Raw genomic sequence first — 15,284 nt, 5'->3', positions numbered from 1 at the left:
CGGCAGGCTGGCCAAGGGCAACACGAATGAAGGTAAAGCGGTTCTTTGCGGTATGGTTCTCGTGCAGCATCTGAACCATGACATGCTGCGGTACGTCGGCATCCTCTGAGAGGTAGGCCATCATCTTCAGGCGCTTATCGCAGGCCCGCATGTGGATCTCAATATCATCAGCATTCAGCGTACACTCACCGTCTGTATTAAAGACAGGCGCTTCCATGCCGCCATCCGATGCAACCTTATTCATAAGTGTTTGCGGTGTCATATTCTGCAAGATAGGCCATCCAATTCATTTGTTTCTATAGTGACAGAAAATATCGAATATTCTCCTAAGAGCTCCCCGCTTTTGAGGCAGGAAGTTCCAGTGACCACTATGAATTGGAATAAGGGCAGAAACTGTCTTCTATGAGACACAAAGCCGTGATGGGCGTGCGGAAATCGTCAATCTTACCACCTAAATAACGCCGCTGTGATCTGGGCTGACCCGCAAAACTGCGAGGGCAGTCGTATGAGTTGTGAGGTTTGAAAAGCACAACCCAACCTGATCACATCTGCTGAACTCGGCGTCAGAGGGTATGGATAAGTGTTGAAAGGCGCTTTTGTGCCCGATGCATCACTTTATTCGTGCTCGGGTATGTCTTTTTCAGATCAGCATCTTGGAGATGATGTTGATGTTCTGGTCCTGATGATTGGCCTGTAACGCTTCAATTCCGGCTCGCATACCTTTGACCAGAGTGTCGACTGACATGCTTGGTGCGCCGAGGTTCTGAATCATGGCTGCGACTTCCGGTAAATGAGGCAGGTGCACCCAACCAGCCCGAACCGGGAGATTGTGTTTCGCGATGTGGTGCAGGACGCCGTACATGAGATGATTGCAGCAGAACGTGGCAGCTGAATCCGAGATGTCCGTTGGCACCCCAGCATCACGCATGGCTTGCGTCATAGCCCGAAGAGGAACCGTTGCGTAGTAGCCAACCGGCCCATCTGGCACGGTTAGCTCACCCTGAAGTGTGACACCTGCAGTATCGGTTACGCCATAGCGAGCGCAGTCGTTGAGGTTTTGTGCGAGGCGCTCCAAAGTGATCATGGAGCGACCACCATATTCACCTAGCATGAGGACAGAGCTGGGTTTCAGCTCTTCCATGGCAGCGACGGTTTCTTCTATGCAGTGAAAATAGCTGCCTGAGACGATGCGGGAGACGATTTTGGCACCAGCGATCTCTTCACCATCCAGTGCCACCGCAAGCTTTTCTGCCGGGTTGGTGGGCGTATTGGCATAGGCGCCAAAGCCTGTGATGAGAATGGTTTCCATAAAATGCGCTCCCTCTCGTTCAGATCGCGCAAATGGTACCCAGAGCAGCTTAAGCCTTTGTGCAAGAGACAAAGACAGATGAAGCAAAAAGAGCCTCTGCATGACAGAGGCTCCCGAGTTTGTGCAGTTTAGGCCTTACAGAGCGCTCTCGATCTCAGCGACAACAGCTTCAGCTGCGGCGCGTGGATCTTCGGCGCGGTAGATTGGGCGGCCGATGACGAGGTAGTCGGAACCCGCTTTGATTGCGTCGTAAGGTGTCATCACGCGGCGCTGATCGCCTGCATCTGTGCCTTTAGGGCGTACGCCTGGTGTTACGATGCAGAGCTTGTCGCCAACTTTGGCACGCATGGCGGCGGATTCCATTGGCGAGCAGACGATGCCACCGACGCCAGCAGTTACCGCATCAAGCGCACGCTGTTCCACCAAGGTTGCTGTAGGGCCGACGTAGCCCGCGTCTTTGAGGTCTTGCTCATCCATTGAGGTGAGCACGGTGACGCCCAACAGGCAGAGGTCTTTGTTGCCGACTTCTTCCAGTGCCTTTACAGCAGCGCGCATATTTTTCGGGTAGGCGTGCACGGTCATGAACTTCATGCCCATTTTTGCAACGTTTTTCACTGCGCTGGTGATGGTGTTGTCGATATCCAGAAGCTTCACATCCAAAAAGATGGAATGCCCTTCCTTCGCCATCTCTTCAGCAAACTGAAGACCACCGGCGAACTGGAGTTGCATGCCAATTTTGTAAGTGCCGACAAGTCCTTGTGTTTGTTTGACGAGCTGGCGGGCCTCATCAACTGTTGGAACATCCAGAGGGAGGATCAGGCGATCGACTGCACTTGCTGGGCGATAAGACATGCGAGGCTCCAAATATCTGCTAGATAAACGGCTCAGTTCCTAACAGTTTGTGCCGAGAAATACCAGAGGGAGTAGCAGATCCTAGCTTTTTCATCTTTGGGTATTTTCAGCGATCCCTTAGCCTGTTAAAACGGCGCGTCTTTAAATGCTTGTGCAGGGGTTTTGCATGAGTATAAGGACTATAAACTTATCAAGGGACATCCCATGCGTCAGGCCACTATTGCCCGCGGCACAAAAGAAACGACGATCTCTGTTTCCATCAATCTGGATGGCACAGGCAAGTACGACATCAAAACCGGTGTTGGTTTCTTTGATCATATGTTGGAACAGCTTTCCCGACATTCGCTCGTGGACATGACGATCCGCGCAGATGGTGACACCCATATTGACGACCACCACACCACCGAGGATGTGGGCATTGCTCTGGGGCAAGCGTTTAAAGAAGCGCTTGGCGACATGAGTGGCATCACCCGCTATGCAGACACGCACCTTGCGATGGATGAAGCTCTGACTCGTGTGGCTCTGGATGTCTCCGGTCGTCCTTTCCTTGTCTGGCAGGTAGATTTCCCACGGGACAAGGTTGGCACGTTTGATACTGAGCTTTTTGAGGAGTTCTTCCGTGCGTTTGCCATGAATGCAGGTTTTACTCTGCACATTGCAAACCTTTATGGCACCAACTGCCATCATATTGCGGAAACATGCTTTAAAGCAGTTGCGCGTACTGTACGCACAGCTATCGAACCAGATCCACGTCAGAGTGGACGCGTGCCAACTACAAAAGGTCAGCTTGGCGGCTAACCTTTTCGGCCCGCAGCTCTGCTTGTTCAGGGAGAATGCAATTGGCTGTCTATTATGTCATGACCGAACCAGGGGTTTCACTTGACCACCTGAAGGACGAGGACGCACGAAACATCAAGTTCGTGAAAGACGGTTTCTCGTGGTGGGCGATGCTCTTCCCGCTGCTCTGGTCTTTGTACAACCGGATGTGGCTGGTCTTCCTCGGTTACTTGGCAGCTATCATTGCACTGGTGTTTGTTGCTGAAGCCTTTGGGTCTACCACTGGCGGCTTTATCACCGTGCTTGCCACTTTGTTTTTTGCGATGGAAGCCGGGTTCCTGAAAAGCTGGAGCCTGCGCCGCAAAAACTGGCAGACTGTCGGGTTTATCTCTGCCGCCAATCTGGATGAGGCAGAAATTCGTTTCTTCGACCGCATTTCCAAAACCAAAAGTGAAGTGCGGCTTCCACAGGGGCCAGTGGCCCCACACACCAGCGACACTGACGTCGTTGGAATGACACTCAAGCGATAACAGGAGTTTCTTCATGAGTGTGGCAATTATTGATTATGGTTCTGGCAACTTGCGCTCCGCAGCAAAGGCGTTTGAGCATGCAGCCCATAACCATCATCATACTCATGAGGTTACGGTGACTTCTGATCCTTCAGTTGTTGCCAAGGCTGACCGTATCGTTCTGCCCGGTGTTGGCGCATTTGCGGATTGTCGCCGTGGCCTGCTGGCGCTGGATGGCATGGAAGAGGCATTGGCGGAAGCTGTGCTGACCAACGGTAAACCCTTCATAGGGATTTGCGTGGGCATGCAGTTGCTGGCGACTCGTGGGCTTGAATTTGAGAAGGCGGAAGGGCTGGACTGGATCAGTGGTGATGTCACCGCGATGAAACCAGCTAATCCTGAGCTGAAAATTCCTCACATGGGTTGGAACACCATCAACGTCACCGGCGATGAACATCCGGTGCTTGAAGGCATCAAAACCGGCGGTGATGGCCTGCACGCCTACTTCGTGCACTCCTATCACTTTGCGACCGAGAACCCTGAACACCGTTTGGCGAGCTTTGACTATGCGGGTGAGTTCACTGCGATGGTTGGCCGAGACAACATGGTTGGTACGCAATTTCACCCGGAAAAGAGCCAGAAGCTCGGTCTCTCTTTGATTTCCAATTTCCTGAGCTGGGCGCCGTAACGGCTGCCCGCTTTCAGTGACACAGACAAGTCCAAGGACAGAATTATGATTATTTTTCCAGCGATTGACCTTAAAGGCGGCCAGTGCGTTCGTTTGAAACTGGGCGACATGGATCAGGCAACCGTGTTTAACGATGACCCGGGTGCACAGGCGAAGGCGTTTCAGGACCAGGGCTTTGAATGGCTGCACGTTGTTGACCTTGATGGTGCGTTTGCCGGTGAGACTAAGAACGGCGAAGCTGTTGATGCGATCCTTGCCAACACCACCAACCCGGTTCAACTGGGCGGCGGTATCCGCACCATGGAACACATCGACAACTGGCTGGCGAAAGGCGTTGCACGCGTCATTCTTGGTACCGTGGCTCTGCGTGATCCTGAGCTGGTGAAGGAAGCTTGCAAGAAGTACCCTGACCGCATTGCCGTTGGTATCGACGCAAAAGGTGGCAAGGTTGCAGTTGAAGGTTGGGCAGAGACCTCTGAACTGACTGTGATTGAGCTGGCGAAGCAGTTTGAAGATGCTGGCGTTGCAGCGATCATCTACACCGACATTGACCGTGATGGCGTTCTTAAGGGCCTGAACATTGAGAGCACACTGGAGCTGGCGAATGCAGTGAGCATTCCGATTATTGCTTCCGGTGGCTTGGCTGACATCAAAGACATTGAGCGTCTGGTGCAAGCGGACTGCGATATTCTTGAGGGCGCGATCTCTGGTCGTGCGTTGTATGATGGTCGTCTTGACCCTGCTGAAGCGCTTGATCTGATCAAGAAAAGCCGTGAGGGCCTCGCATGACCCTGAAGGCTCGCATTATTCCATGCCTTGATGTGAAGGATGGTCGTGTCGTGAAAGGCGTCAACTTTGTTGACCTGATTGACGCTGGCGACCCTGTTGAGGCAGCCAAAGCTTATGACGCAGCTGGTGCAGATGAGCTGACGTTCCTTGATATTACTGCCTCCAGCGACAATCGCGACACAATCTATGATGTTGTGCAACGCACTGCTGAAGCTTGCTTTATGCCAGTGACTGTTGGAGGCGGTGTGCGCACTGTTGAAGACATCCGCAAGCTGCTGATCGCCGGGGCTGACAAAGTTTCAATCAACACCGCAGCGGTGAAAAATCCTGAGTTTATTCGGGAAGCAGCTCAGAAATTCGGTAGTCAGTGCATTGTTGTCAGCATTGATGCCAAGCGCGTTTCTGCTGAAGGCGAAGAAGAGCGCTTTGAGATCTTCACCCATGGTGGCCGTACGCCAACTGGCATTGATGCTGTTGAATTTGCGCGTAAGGCAGTGGACCTTGGCGCTGGTGAGCTACTTGTTACATCTATGGACCGTGACGGGACGCAAGAGGGCTACAATTTGCCGCTTACCCGTGCAATTGCGGATGCTGTACATGTACCTGTGATCGCTTCCGGTGGGGTTGGAACTCTGGATCATCTGGTTGAGGGTGTTCGTGATGGACACGCGACTGCTGTGCTTGCTGCTTCAATCTTCCATTTTGGGACTTACAGCATTGAAGAAGCCAAGCAACACATGGCAGATGCTGGAATTCCTATGCGTCTGGATAAGTAAATTTCGCTCAGGTATTCAGAGTAATCCTGAAGCGGCCTCAACAAGGCTAGCCAAATGACCAATTTTACCCTTTCGGACCTAGAGGCTATTGTTGCTGCACGTGCGAACAGTAACGATGAAATGTCATATACCCGCAAACTCATTTCAAAGGGCGTTTCCAAGTGTGCACAGAAGCTTGGAGAGGAAGCCGTTGAAACTGCGATTGCAGCCGTAGAAGGTGATAGGGACGGCGTTGCTTCTGAAGCAGCTGACCTGCTGTATCATCTACTTGTTGTTATGAAGGTTTCCGATGTGTCGCTGGATGAAGTTCTAGCTAAGCTTGCAGCACGCACCGGCCAAACCGGACTGGAAGAAAAAGCGTCTCGTACGGACGACTAGTTTTCTTCCTGTCACGCGAAGTGGGAGGCACGAGGGGCCTTGAGCGCTAACGCTATGCATAAAGAAATCGCTCCAGTGCAAGAGCTGGACCTGTCCCCCTACTCTGTCTTTACAGAGACTGAATGGGCGTCTTTACGCGCAGGCACACCAATGACGTTGAGCATGCAGGAAATTGAAGACCTGCAATCGCTCAATGACTTTGTGTCTCAGGAGCAGGTGAAGAATATTTACCTGCCACTGTCTCGTCTGCTTGCCTATTACGTGGAAGCTTCCCAAAGCCTTCAGTTTGCAACGAAGCGCTTTTTGGGCATGCAACTGACCCGAACGCCGTTCATCATTGGTATTGCGGGTTCGGTCTCTGTCGGCAAGTCAACGACGGCCCGCCTGTTGCAGGCACTGCTTTCACGCTGGCCTGCCAGTCCGAAAGTTGACCTGATCACCACTGATGGTTTTTTGTATCCCAACTCTGTTCTGGAAACAGAAGGATTGATGCGTCGGAAGGGCTTTCCTGAGAGTTATGACCGCTCTGCACTGCTCAAGTTCCTGACAGACATCAAGGGCGGAGAGCGCAAAGTTCGTGCCCCGATTTACTCTCATTTCTTCTATGATGTGATGCCGGGACAGCATGTCACAGTCGAACAGCCAGATATTTTGATTGTCGAAGGGCTGAACGTTTTGCAGACTTCGCATCAGCCAAAAGCGGCAAAGGCAGTGCCCTTTGTCTCTGATTTCTTTGACTTTTCCATCTACATTGATGCGGAAGAGCAAGTGCTGCAACGCTGGTATCTGGAGCGTTTCATGCGTCTGCGTGAGACGGCATTCCGAGATCCCGGTTCATATTTCCATAAATTTTCCACAATTTCGAATGATAAGGCGCAAGAGATCGCGAAGGACCTTTGGCAAAACATCAATCTGGAGAACCTTCGCCAGAACATCTTGCCGACGCGACCACGCGCTGATCTGATCCTGACAAAGGGAACAGACCACAGCATCGAAACCGTGGCGCTGCGCAAGATCTAAACGAGCAAACGCGCTCTTACATTGCTGACTGACAGACTGGCACCGAGAGGCAGGCGCCAGCCTGTATTGCATGTGTTTGAGCGTTGAGTGCCTGCAGGCCTTCCCCGGAAAGCTTGTTGGAAAGTTTTGCCTGCCGGCGTGCAAGATGCCCCCGAGCAGGAGCTTGCGTCAGTAAAACGACAGCTGCGCACCATCATCAGACTGGCATGAACCACGAAGCGCGTGAGCGCCTCGACTGTTTCTTATTGCCAAGTTCCAGCAATCTCGCATGCAACGCGCGCGGGAACCGGTGCCGCTGTGCCTAAAAAGGGCTTTCGGAGGAATTATGCTACAGCTTGCAAAAGTATCCGCGTATGCAGGGTTTAGTTTTCTGGTTCTCACTACAGCAGTTGCTGCAGGGCCAAACGCTTCTTTTGGTGATCTTTCCTTGTCTGTGGAACCAGTTTCTCTGCTCTCCGGCAAAGATACTCTTCCGCAAAACAAGATGACCACCTCCGGCAACTATAATGTTGCCAAGCCAATTCTTGCTAAAGGCTGGGCTACAGCTGAAGACGGCAAGGCAGGCTCCTCTCTTCAGCAAATCCTACCTGTTGGCGCACAGCTGAGCGTGCTGGACTGGGCGACTGACCCAACCAAGGGCGAGCTGGTTCGTCTGGGCGTTGACCAGCCGGACGAAGACGGCAGCATCACCGCTGACATTTATGTTTCCAAAGCAGATTTTTCGACCTACACGCTGACTGAAGTTGCCAAACTCAGCCGTGACGAAGCAGACAAGATCGCCGGTAGCGAAGAAGACAGCTATATTGGCTATGCTGGCGCAGTGCTGGCTGCAAGTTCTGGCCGTGTTCGCTCTGCTCGCCGCCGTCGCGGCATGACCTACTGCTACCGTTATGTGAAGAAGCATCTGATTTCTGAAGGTCTGGTAGACACCTACATTCCGGGTGGCTCGGCTTACATGGCGATCAAGGCTCTCCCGAAATATGGCTTCAAACGCTTGCGCGTGAGCAGCCCTGATCGTGCGCCAGATGGCTCGATCTGCGTTTATAACCGCGACAAACGCAATCGCCACGGCCACATTGAAGTGAAGAAAAGCGATACCTGCTACTGGTACGGCTACGGCTGCAGCAAGAACTCCATGTATGGACGTCGCGACTTTTACGACTGTTTTGCCAAAGGTGACATTAAGCGGAGTTTCTGGGCGTTTACGTCTTCGAGGAAAGACGAGGACGACAATGAACGCGGAAGTTCTGCTCTTGTAAGAAGGAACGATCCTTCTGAACGCCTTTAATACCTGATGATGACACCCTGACTGAAAGGTCGGGGTTTTGTCATTTTGGTGCTTTAAACTTTCCAGATCGGGACATTCCGAGGAGGCCTAAAATGCTTGCATATCTAGCTGCACTGAAATCCGCAGAGAAATCCGAAAAGGATCCCTCTCAAAACCAGAATGAACTGGGGCAGGTCGTGGGCGAAGATATGTTGGATTGGGCTCCGGCTCAGCTGCCGACAGACGAGACGATGGTCGGTCACTTTTGCAGACTGGAGCGATTGGATCCCGAAAAGCATGCGCAAGACCTGTATGAGGCGTTCAGCGTTGATACAGAAGGCCGCAACTGGACCTATCTGGATGAAGGCCCTTTTCCAGACTTTGAAAGCTTTGAGCAATACATCAAGGAGCTGGCTGCCGGGAACGATCCGTTTTCATTTGCTATTATTGAGCAAGAAGGCGGAAAAGCTCTTGGTGTTGCGAGTTACATGAACATTGTGCCTGAAACTGGCAGCATCGAAGTTGGGCACATCCACTTCTCCCCCCTGCTGCAACGCAAGTGCGGTGGCACGGAAGCGATGTTCCTGATGATGCAGCGAGTGTTCGATAAATGGGGCTACCGTCGTTACGAATGGCGTTGTAATGCCTTGAACAAAGTATCTCGCAAAGCAGCTGTGCGCCTTGGCTTCAGTTACGAGGGAACATTGCGTCAGGCATCCGTCGTCAAAGGCAAGAATCTGGATACGGCCTGGTTCTCGGTGCTTGATAGCGAATGGCCCGTTTTGAGGGCCTCCTTTGAAAAATGGCTTTCACCTGCGAACTTCAAGGAAAACGGCGCGCGCATCAAAACGCTGTCCGAACTGGTTGCACGAGAAGAGGTCCGAGTCTTTTAACGATCTCTTAGCCGACCTAATGATGATGAAGCCTCGGTGCGCCCGAGGCTTTTTTGTGCGAAAACCTGCCGCACACGCACCTATTACGCTAGATTTCATGTTGTGCTACTCTGTTTTCACCTACCCAAGCTTTTCTTATCTCACATTACAAATGCGATTATCACTATGCTCGTTTATGCAGATTACATCGGCTATCTCGCTGCCATTATTGGCACCTTATGCTGGCTTCCTCAGACCGTGAAAACGTGGCGGTCTCGCGAGACAAAAGACCTCTCCCTTGCTGCAAACCTTCTTGTGCTGAGCACTGTAGTGCTCTGGTTTGTCTATGGCATCATGATGGAGGCCTGGCCGCTTGTTGTTGGCAATATCATCTCCATTATCGCGGTTGGTGCGATTGTGACTGCCAAGCTGATCTATAAATGAGGTCGCGCACAGAATGGTCGGATTTGAATAGATAGAGGCCCACAGCATTAAGCTCAGGTTCAGCACACCTTTCAGGACGTAATAGACAGAGACGCTGGTTTAAATTCATATCTATGGGGACGACATGTTTTGACACGTGAGAAGGAACCAGCATGTTCGACCTCAATAAAAACAATAAGAACGCCGCCGCCCAACAGGAACTCAAAGCGCAGTTGGAAGCGCTCCGTTCAAAGTCAGGAACCAAGGTCGAAGAAGAGCGCATCGAAGGCGTAGACAAGAGTGTGCTTGATCGTGCTGCCGCCCCTCGCGAAGTGCAGCTGACCCATGACATTGCTGCAGCGCGTGAGAAGTACCGCGCCGCCTCCAGCGATGAGGACAAGAAGGCCGCGATGAAGCATATCTCCGACCTTGAAATGCGGCTGGCGATGGAAAAAGAGAAGAACGCCAAGAACAGATAATTCTGATCTCAGGCAAAGAAAAACCCCGGTGCAGGGTGTTGCACCGGGGTTTTGTTTTTTGTACTGTTTGCAGAGCTTAGTTTGCAAGCTCTGCCAGCATGCCAGCTGCCACAGAGAACTTGGAAACCGACAGGTTCTTCTCCAGAATCTCGTTGGTTGCCTGCTGTGTTCTTTCAGCTTTACCACCATTGCGTTCCAGCCAGCCATCAAAGCCTTTTTCATCCGCAAGGGCTTGAGCAGCCAGATCACGCAGAGCATTTGCCAGGATGGAACGGGAACGGTCAAGCGCCAGTCCGTCGTAGTAATCACGAATGACAAACTCACGAGCCAGTTCTTCAATCGCACCGAACTTGAAGTGCTCGGCCACGCGGAAGTAGGAGGCTGCAACTTCATCCACGTCACGGTTGGCTTTTTCAGAGACCAGAACGATATCCGGGATCACCATTTCGCCGATGAGACGGGCGATGCGAGCCGCGATCATGATTGGAACGCCAGCTTCCACCAGACGATCAGTTTCCGCTTTGAGCGTTGCTGCCCGTTCTTCGGAAAGGAACGTTTCCAGACGTGGAGACAAACGCTTGACGGTTTCGCGGAAGCGGTTGATCGCTGCTTCCAGACCATCTTCGAAGGAGACGTTGCGCAGGAACCAGATCACCATACCCAGCACCAGATCCTGAACCAGAGTATAGAGCTCTAGCTGCAGATCACCGGAGATGGTGTTGTCGAGACGGTCGATCTCTTCGTTCAGCTGGGTCAGCCCAAAGGCATCACGCACCACAGCGAAGGCACGGGCCACATCAGCAACAGACGCGCCGGTCTGATCGATGATGCGGGTCAGGAATGCAGGGCCACCCCGGTTGATGATGGAGTTCGCCAGCATTGTTGCGATGATTTCGCGACGCAGACGGTGTCCTTCAATTTCCTGAGTGTAGGTCTCTGCCATCTGTTTCGGGAAGTAGCGGTACAGCTCTTTCGCGAGGTAGGCATCATCAGGAACGGAGCTGTTCAGCAACTCATCATGGAGCGTGAGTTTAGCATATGCCAGCAGCACGCCCAGTTCTGGACGAGACAGGTGCTGACCTGCTTTTTCACGTTCTTCAATGGTCACATCATCTGGCAGATCTTCAACAACACGATCCAGCAGATCCTGAGATTCGAGCTGACGCATCATGCGGACCTGATAGCCCAAATCTTCAAGACCACGACGATCACAAAGGGAGATTGCTAGAGTTTGCAGGTAGTTGTTACGCAGCACCAGCTGAGCAACTTCGTCTGTCATATCCGCCAGCAGAACGTTGCGGTCCGGAGTGGTCAGCGTACCCTTCTTAACTGCAGCGCCCAGCGCAATCTTGATGTTCACTTCCATATCGGAGGAGTTCACACCAGCAGAGTTGTCAATCGCATCGGAGTTACAGCGACCACCCGCACGAGAGAACTCGATACGAGCTTTCTGAGTGATGCCGAGGTTTGCACCTTCGCCAATGACCTTTGAGCCGACTTCAGCTGCTGTGATACGGATGGCGTCGTTGCCGCGGTCGCCCACATCGCTGTTGTTTTCGTCAGAAGCACGGATGTATGTGCCGATACCACCGAACCACAGCAGGTCTGCCTGCATCTTCAGGATTGCGGTCATCACCTCCTGAGGAGATGCTTTCGACTTGTTGAGGCCGAGCATCTTCTGAACCTGGATGGTCAGAGGAATAGACTTGGAAGAACGTGGGTAGATGCCGCCGCCTTCTGAGATCAGTTCCTTGTTGTAGTCCTGCCAGGAAGAGCGCCCCAGATCGAACATACGCTTGCGTTCTTCCCAGGTCACAGCTGGATCCGGGTTCGGGTCAAGGAAGATGTCGCGGTGATCGAAGGCAGCAACGAGTTTGGTTGCTTTTGAAAGCAGCATACCGTTGCCGAATACGTCTCCAGACATGTCACCAACACCACATGCGGTGAATGGCTCTTTCTGGATGTCACGGTCCATTTCGCGGAAATGACGTTTCACAGCTTCCCAACCGCCGCGAGCGGTGATGCCCATCTTCTTATGGTCATACCCAGCGGAGCCGCCGGACGCGAATGCATCGCCCAGCCAGAAGCCTTTGCTTTCTGAGATCGCGTTTGCGGTGTCTGAGAAGGTCGCGGTGCCTTTATCAGCTGCCACAACGAGGTATGGATCGTCCTGATCGTGACGAACAACCAGCTCTGGTGGCAGGATGAGGTCAGCGTCCAGGTTATCTGTCAGATCCAGCAGGGAGGAGATGAAGATCTTGTAGGCTTCAGTTCCTTCCGCAATCCACTCATCACGGCTGCCTGTTTTTGGAAGCTGTTTCGGCAGGAAACCACCTTTTGAGCCAACAGGAACGATCACAGCGTTTTTGACCTGCTGTGCTTTCACAAGGCCCAGCACTTCTGTGCGGTAATCCTGAGCACGGTCGGACCAACGCAGGCCACCACGAGCTGCTGGACCAAAGCGCATGTGCACGCCTTCAACGCGTGGGCTGTACACAAAGATCTCGCGGTACGGCAGCGGCTTTGGCAGGCCTTCCACTTTATGTGGGTCAAGTTTGAATGCGAAGGTTGGTTTTGGCTGGCCAGCATCATCCAACTGGAAGAAGTTGGTGCGCAATGTTGCCAGGATCAGATTCTGGAAACGACGGAGAATACGGTCGTCATCCAGGCTCGTTACTTCATCAAGGCTTGCGGAAATCTCATCAATCAGACGCCCCTCCTTACCCGAACGTTCAAACGTTCCGAGTGTAGGATCGAAGCGTGTATGGAACAGGTGAACGAGCTGCTGAGCGATCTGTGGATAGCGGTTAAGAGTTCCCCACATATAATCTTCAGAATAGAGGATTCCAGCCTGACGCAAGTAGCGGGAGAGTGCGCGGATCATAGCGATGTCGCGCCATGCCAATCCTGCTGTCAGTGCAAGGGCGTTATAACCGTCGTTTTCAGCCTGTTTGTTCCAGACTGCGAGGAACAATGCACCGAGGCGCTCGATGTCTGCTTCTGTGAAGTTGCGGAAGCGGTTTTCATCCAGATGCAGCGTGGTGTCGTGCAGGTAGCTGAGTTCGCGATCTGACGGTGTAATCCGGTAGGTTCTCTCATTGATGACGCGGAACCCGAGATTTTCGAGCATCGGCACACGAGCAGACAGTGGAATCGGTTTGTTGAGGTGGTAGGCGCGCAGAGAAATCTGGCCCTTACCCTCACGCTCGCGCTTATAGAAGCTGATAACAAGCGGACGCTTCTCGCCCAGCTGTTCAACGCGGCGAATATCCTTGGTCGCGGTCACCGCTGGTGTCGCGGAGGTGTATTCACCATCAAACGCAGAGCCGTATCGCTTCAGCAGTGCGCCAGAGATGGCATTGCCATAAACTGAGCGGAGCGCTTCTCGCAGGCTGTCTGTCCAGGTGCGGACGATGACCTGAATAGAGGCTTCCAGCTCGGCCTGAGACGGTTGAGGCGTATCACCGATGTAACGGCCAACGATGTAGTGGACGCGGACGAGAGGCCCTTCAGGGAACGTTGCGTACCAAGCTGACAGACGGCCTTCGTAGACATTTGCCAGATACTTACCAACCCGCTCACGAATGCTCGTGGTGAAATGATCACGCGGGATGTAGGTGATGATCGATACGAAACGGTCGAATTTGTCAGTTCTGGACAGAACACGGACACGTGGACGCTCGTTGAGCTGAAGAATCGCATCAGCAAAGTTGGAGAGTGTTTCAACATCAATCTGGAACAGATCATCACGCGGATAACCTTCCAAGATGTTGCGAAGTGCACGACCGCTGTGGCTTTCCGGATCAAAGCCGTGCTTCTTCATTACTTTCGCTGTCTTATGGCGAATGTAAGGAATGGAGCTGGTTGAGCGGGTGTACGCTGTTGCGGTGAAGAGACCGACAACGCGCAGTTCACCACGAAGTTTGCCTTCATCATCAAACAGCTTCACACCAACATAGTCCATGTGAACGTGACGGTGGACGCGGCTGCGGATGTTGGCTTTACCGATGATCAATGGTTCTGGCTTCAGCAGAAACTCTCTGATTTCCGGTGTCATAACAACGAATTCAGAGCCCTTGCGGAGCACGCGGACCTTCGGATCGGTCAGAATGCCGAGACCAGAACCTTCGATCAGAGAGAGTTCGCTGTTTTCGCTGGTGTCATCAAAAATGAATTCGCGAATACCCAAGAGGGTGAAATTATCAGCCGCCATCCACTCAAGGAAGGCGATTGCTTCGTCAAACTGCTTGTTGTCTGCCTTTGCGCGGACCTGCTGGTATTCTTCAACCGCCAGCTGGATTCTGTCGCGCATTGGGCGCCAGTCTTGCACGGCCTGACGGACGTCATTGAGAACAAGGTCAAGAGTCTCTTCGAGTTTCTTGATGTCCTCATCAGAGTTCAAACGCGTAAGGTGGATATGGATGAGACTTTCACGGCGAACAGATGGTCCTCCAAGACCAACCGTGCCGTGGAACTTTTGAAGGCCGCCATCATCATCACGCTCTACGATGAAGAGCGGGTGCAGTACGAGGCGGACTTCGTAGCCGGCTGTCTGGATTGCCCCCATCGCGGAGGAAACGAGGAAGGCCATGTTATCGTTGACGATTTCAACGATGGTAATGTCTTCGAGCTGCTTGCCGTCAGCATTTGGCTGCGGATTGAACACACGAATACGATGGGTCCCCAGCGGGTGATTTGCGAAATCAGCCCAGGCTTCCTGCGATACGACCGCAAGCTCTGATGGGGTATAGTTCAGGAGATCTTCTGCATCGGCGTGAGAGAAGAGGTCTTCGGCAAACCTTGCTTCGTCTTCGTTATCGTCAATTAGCAGTGCACAGGTATCGGCAATAAGCCCAGCTTTAGCCTCGGCTGTCGTTACAGACATTCAGGCGTTCCTCATCCAACATTATAGTCGGCACAGGCTGCGCGAACATGCCACATGGACGCGGCCTATGCCTTTGAAACCTATTAAGGTGCATTTACTCAATATTTCAATGCGAAACGCGACAAGAATCCCGCAAAAACATCGTTTTCAGTAGAATGTGTTCGGATGTGAGCGACATACGGGAATTCTTGTAATATTCGAAAAGCCCTTCTTGTGAACCTGAAGTTGCTTGAGCCCCCCTCAACTGCCAATTGAGGACA

Annotated in this window: 15 protein-coding genes; 11 read left to right on the top strand and 4 right to left on the bottom strand. The window is 52.6% G+C overall.

The window, feature by feature from the left end; translation table 11 throughout:
* The 3 genes from PsW74_RS05960 to pyrF all read right to left on the bottom strand — a co-directional run.
* A partial coding sequence (locus PsW74_RS05960) for a hypothetical protein (RefSeq protein WP_193777949.1) occupies positions 1 to 244 on the bottom strand: 244 nt, incomplete at its 3' end.
* A 396-nt stretch (positions 245 to 640) separates the two neighbouring features.
* Positions 641 to 1,309 carry a pyroglutamyl-peptidase I gene (pcp, locus tag PsW74_RS05955; protein ID WP_063286378.1) on the bottom strand — a complete coding sequence of 223 codons (669 nt, stop codon included), beginning with the start codon at positions 1,307 to 1,309 and terminating at the stop codon, positions 641 to 643.
* Between the two features lie 135 nt (positions 1,310 to 1,444).
* A complete protein-coding gene (pyrF, locus tag PsW74_RS05950; protein ID WP_063286377.1) occupies positions 1,445 to 2,161 on the bottom strand; it encodes an orotidine-5'-phosphate decarboxylase in 717 nt (238 codons plus the stop codon).
* Positions 2,162 to 2,365: 204 nt separating this feature from the next.
* On the opposite strand from pyrF, the gene hisB reads away from it, so the two are divergent.
* The 11 genes from hisB to PsW74_RS05895 all read left to right on the top strand — a co-directional run bounded on the left by hisB (position 2,366) and on the right by PsW74_RS05895 (position 10,139).
* Positions 2,366 to 2,959, top strand: a complete 594-nt coding sequence (hisB, locus tag PsW74_RS05945) for an imidazoleglycerol-phosphate dehydratase HisB (protein WP_063286376.1) — start codon at positions 2,366 to 2,368, stop codon at positions 2,957 to 2,959.
* 35 nt (positions 2,960 to 2,994) lie between these two features.
* Positions 2,995 to 3,468: a DUF2628 domain-containing protein gene (locus PsW74_RS05940; protein ID WP_063286375.1), complete on the top strand. Its 474-nt coding sequence runs from the start codon at positions 2,995 to 2,997 to the stop codon at positions 3,466 to 3,468.
* Positions 3,469 to 3,481: 13 nt separating this feature from the next.
* On the top strand, positions 3,482 to 4,135 hold the full coding sequence (gene hisH / locus PsW74_RS05935) for an imidazole glycerol phosphate synthase subunit HisH (protein WP_063286374.1): 654 nt from the start codon (positions 3,482 to 3,484) through the stop codon (positions 4,133 to 4,135).
* 45 nt (positions 4,136 to 4,180) lie between these two features.
* Entirely contained in the window at positions 4,181 to 4,924 is a 744-nt protein-coding gene (gene hisA / locus PsW74_RS05930; protein ID WP_063286373.1) for a 1-(5-phosphoribosyl)-5-[(5-phosphoribosylamino)methylideneamino]imidazole-4-carboxamide isomerase, read from the top strand.
* Positions 4,921 to 5,700, top strand: coding sequence for an imidazole glycerol phosphate synthase subunit HisF (gene hisF / locus PsW74_RS05925; RefSeq protein WP_057463033.1), 780 nt, complete (start codon positions 4,921 to 4,923; stop codon positions 5,698 to 5,700). Before hisA ends, hisF begins: the two co-directional genes overlap by 4 nt.
* 54 nt (positions 5,701 to 5,754) lie before the next feature.
* On the top strand, positions 5,755 to 6,078 hold the full coding sequence (locus PsW74_RS05920) for a phosphoribosyl-ATP diphosphatase (RefSeq protein ID WP_063286372.1): 324 nt from the start codon (positions 5,755 to 5,757) through the stop codon (positions 6,076 to 6,078).
* A gap of 54 nt (positions 6,079 to 6,132) precedes the next feature.
* Positions 6,133 to 7,098: a type I pantothenate kinase gene (gene coaA / locus PsW74_RS05915; RefSeq protein ID WP_057463035.1), complete on the top strand. Its 966-nt coding sequence runs from the start codon at positions 6,133 to 6,135 to the stop codon at positions 7,096 to 7,098.
* Between the two features lie 325 nt (positions 7,099 to 7,423).
* Complete coding sequence (locus tag PsW74_RS05910) at positions 7,424 to 8,386, top strand: hypothetical protein (RefSeq protein ID WP_063286371.1); 963 nt, start codon at positions 7,424 to 7,426, stop codon at positions 8,384 to 8,386.
* Between the two features lie 92 nt (positions 8,387 to 8,478).
* Positions 8,479 to 9,258 carry a GNAT family protein gene (locus PsW74_RS05905; RefSeq protein ID WP_057463037.1) on the top strand — a complete coding sequence of 260 codons (780 nt, stop codon included), beginning with the start codon at positions 8,479 to 8,481 and terminating at the stop codon, positions 9,256 to 9,258.
* 165 nt (positions 9,259 to 9,423) lie between these two features.
* Positions 9,424 to 9,681 carry a PQ-loop domain-containing transporter gene (locus tag PsW74_RS05900; protein WP_057463038.1) on the top strand — a complete coding sequence of 86 codons (258 nt, stop codon included), beginning with the start codon at positions 9,424 to 9,426 and terminating at the stop codon, positions 9,679 to 9,681.
* A gap of 152 nt (positions 9,682 to 9,833) precedes the next feature.
* A complete protein-coding gene (locus tag PsW74_RS05895; protein WP_057463039.1) occupies positions 9,834 to 10,139 on the top strand; it encodes a hypothetical protein in 306 nt (101 codons plus the stop codon).
* A 76-nt stretch (positions 10,140 to 10,215) separates the two neighbouring features.
* On the opposite strand, the gene PsW74_RS05890 is transcribed toward PsW74_RS05895, so the two are convergent.
* The gene (locus PsW74_RS05890; protein ID WP_063286370.1) at positions 10,216 to 15,024 is read right to left on the bottom strand and encodes an NAD-glutamate dehydrogenase; all 4,809 of its coding nucleotides are present in this window, start codon (positions 15,022 to 15,024) and stop codon (positions 10,216 to 10,218) included.
* Positions 15,025 to 15,284 lie beyond the last annotated feature (260 nt).

Origin of the sequence: Pseudovibrio sp. W74 (assembly GCF_001623085.1) — a bacterium.
Taxonomy (GTDB): domain Bacteria; phylum Pseudomonadota; class Alphaproteobacteria; order Rhizobiales; family Stappiaceae; genus Pseudovibrio.
The sequence above is the reverse complement of the archived record's forward strand: the minus strand, read 5'-3'. Positions and strand labels throughout refer to the sequence as shown.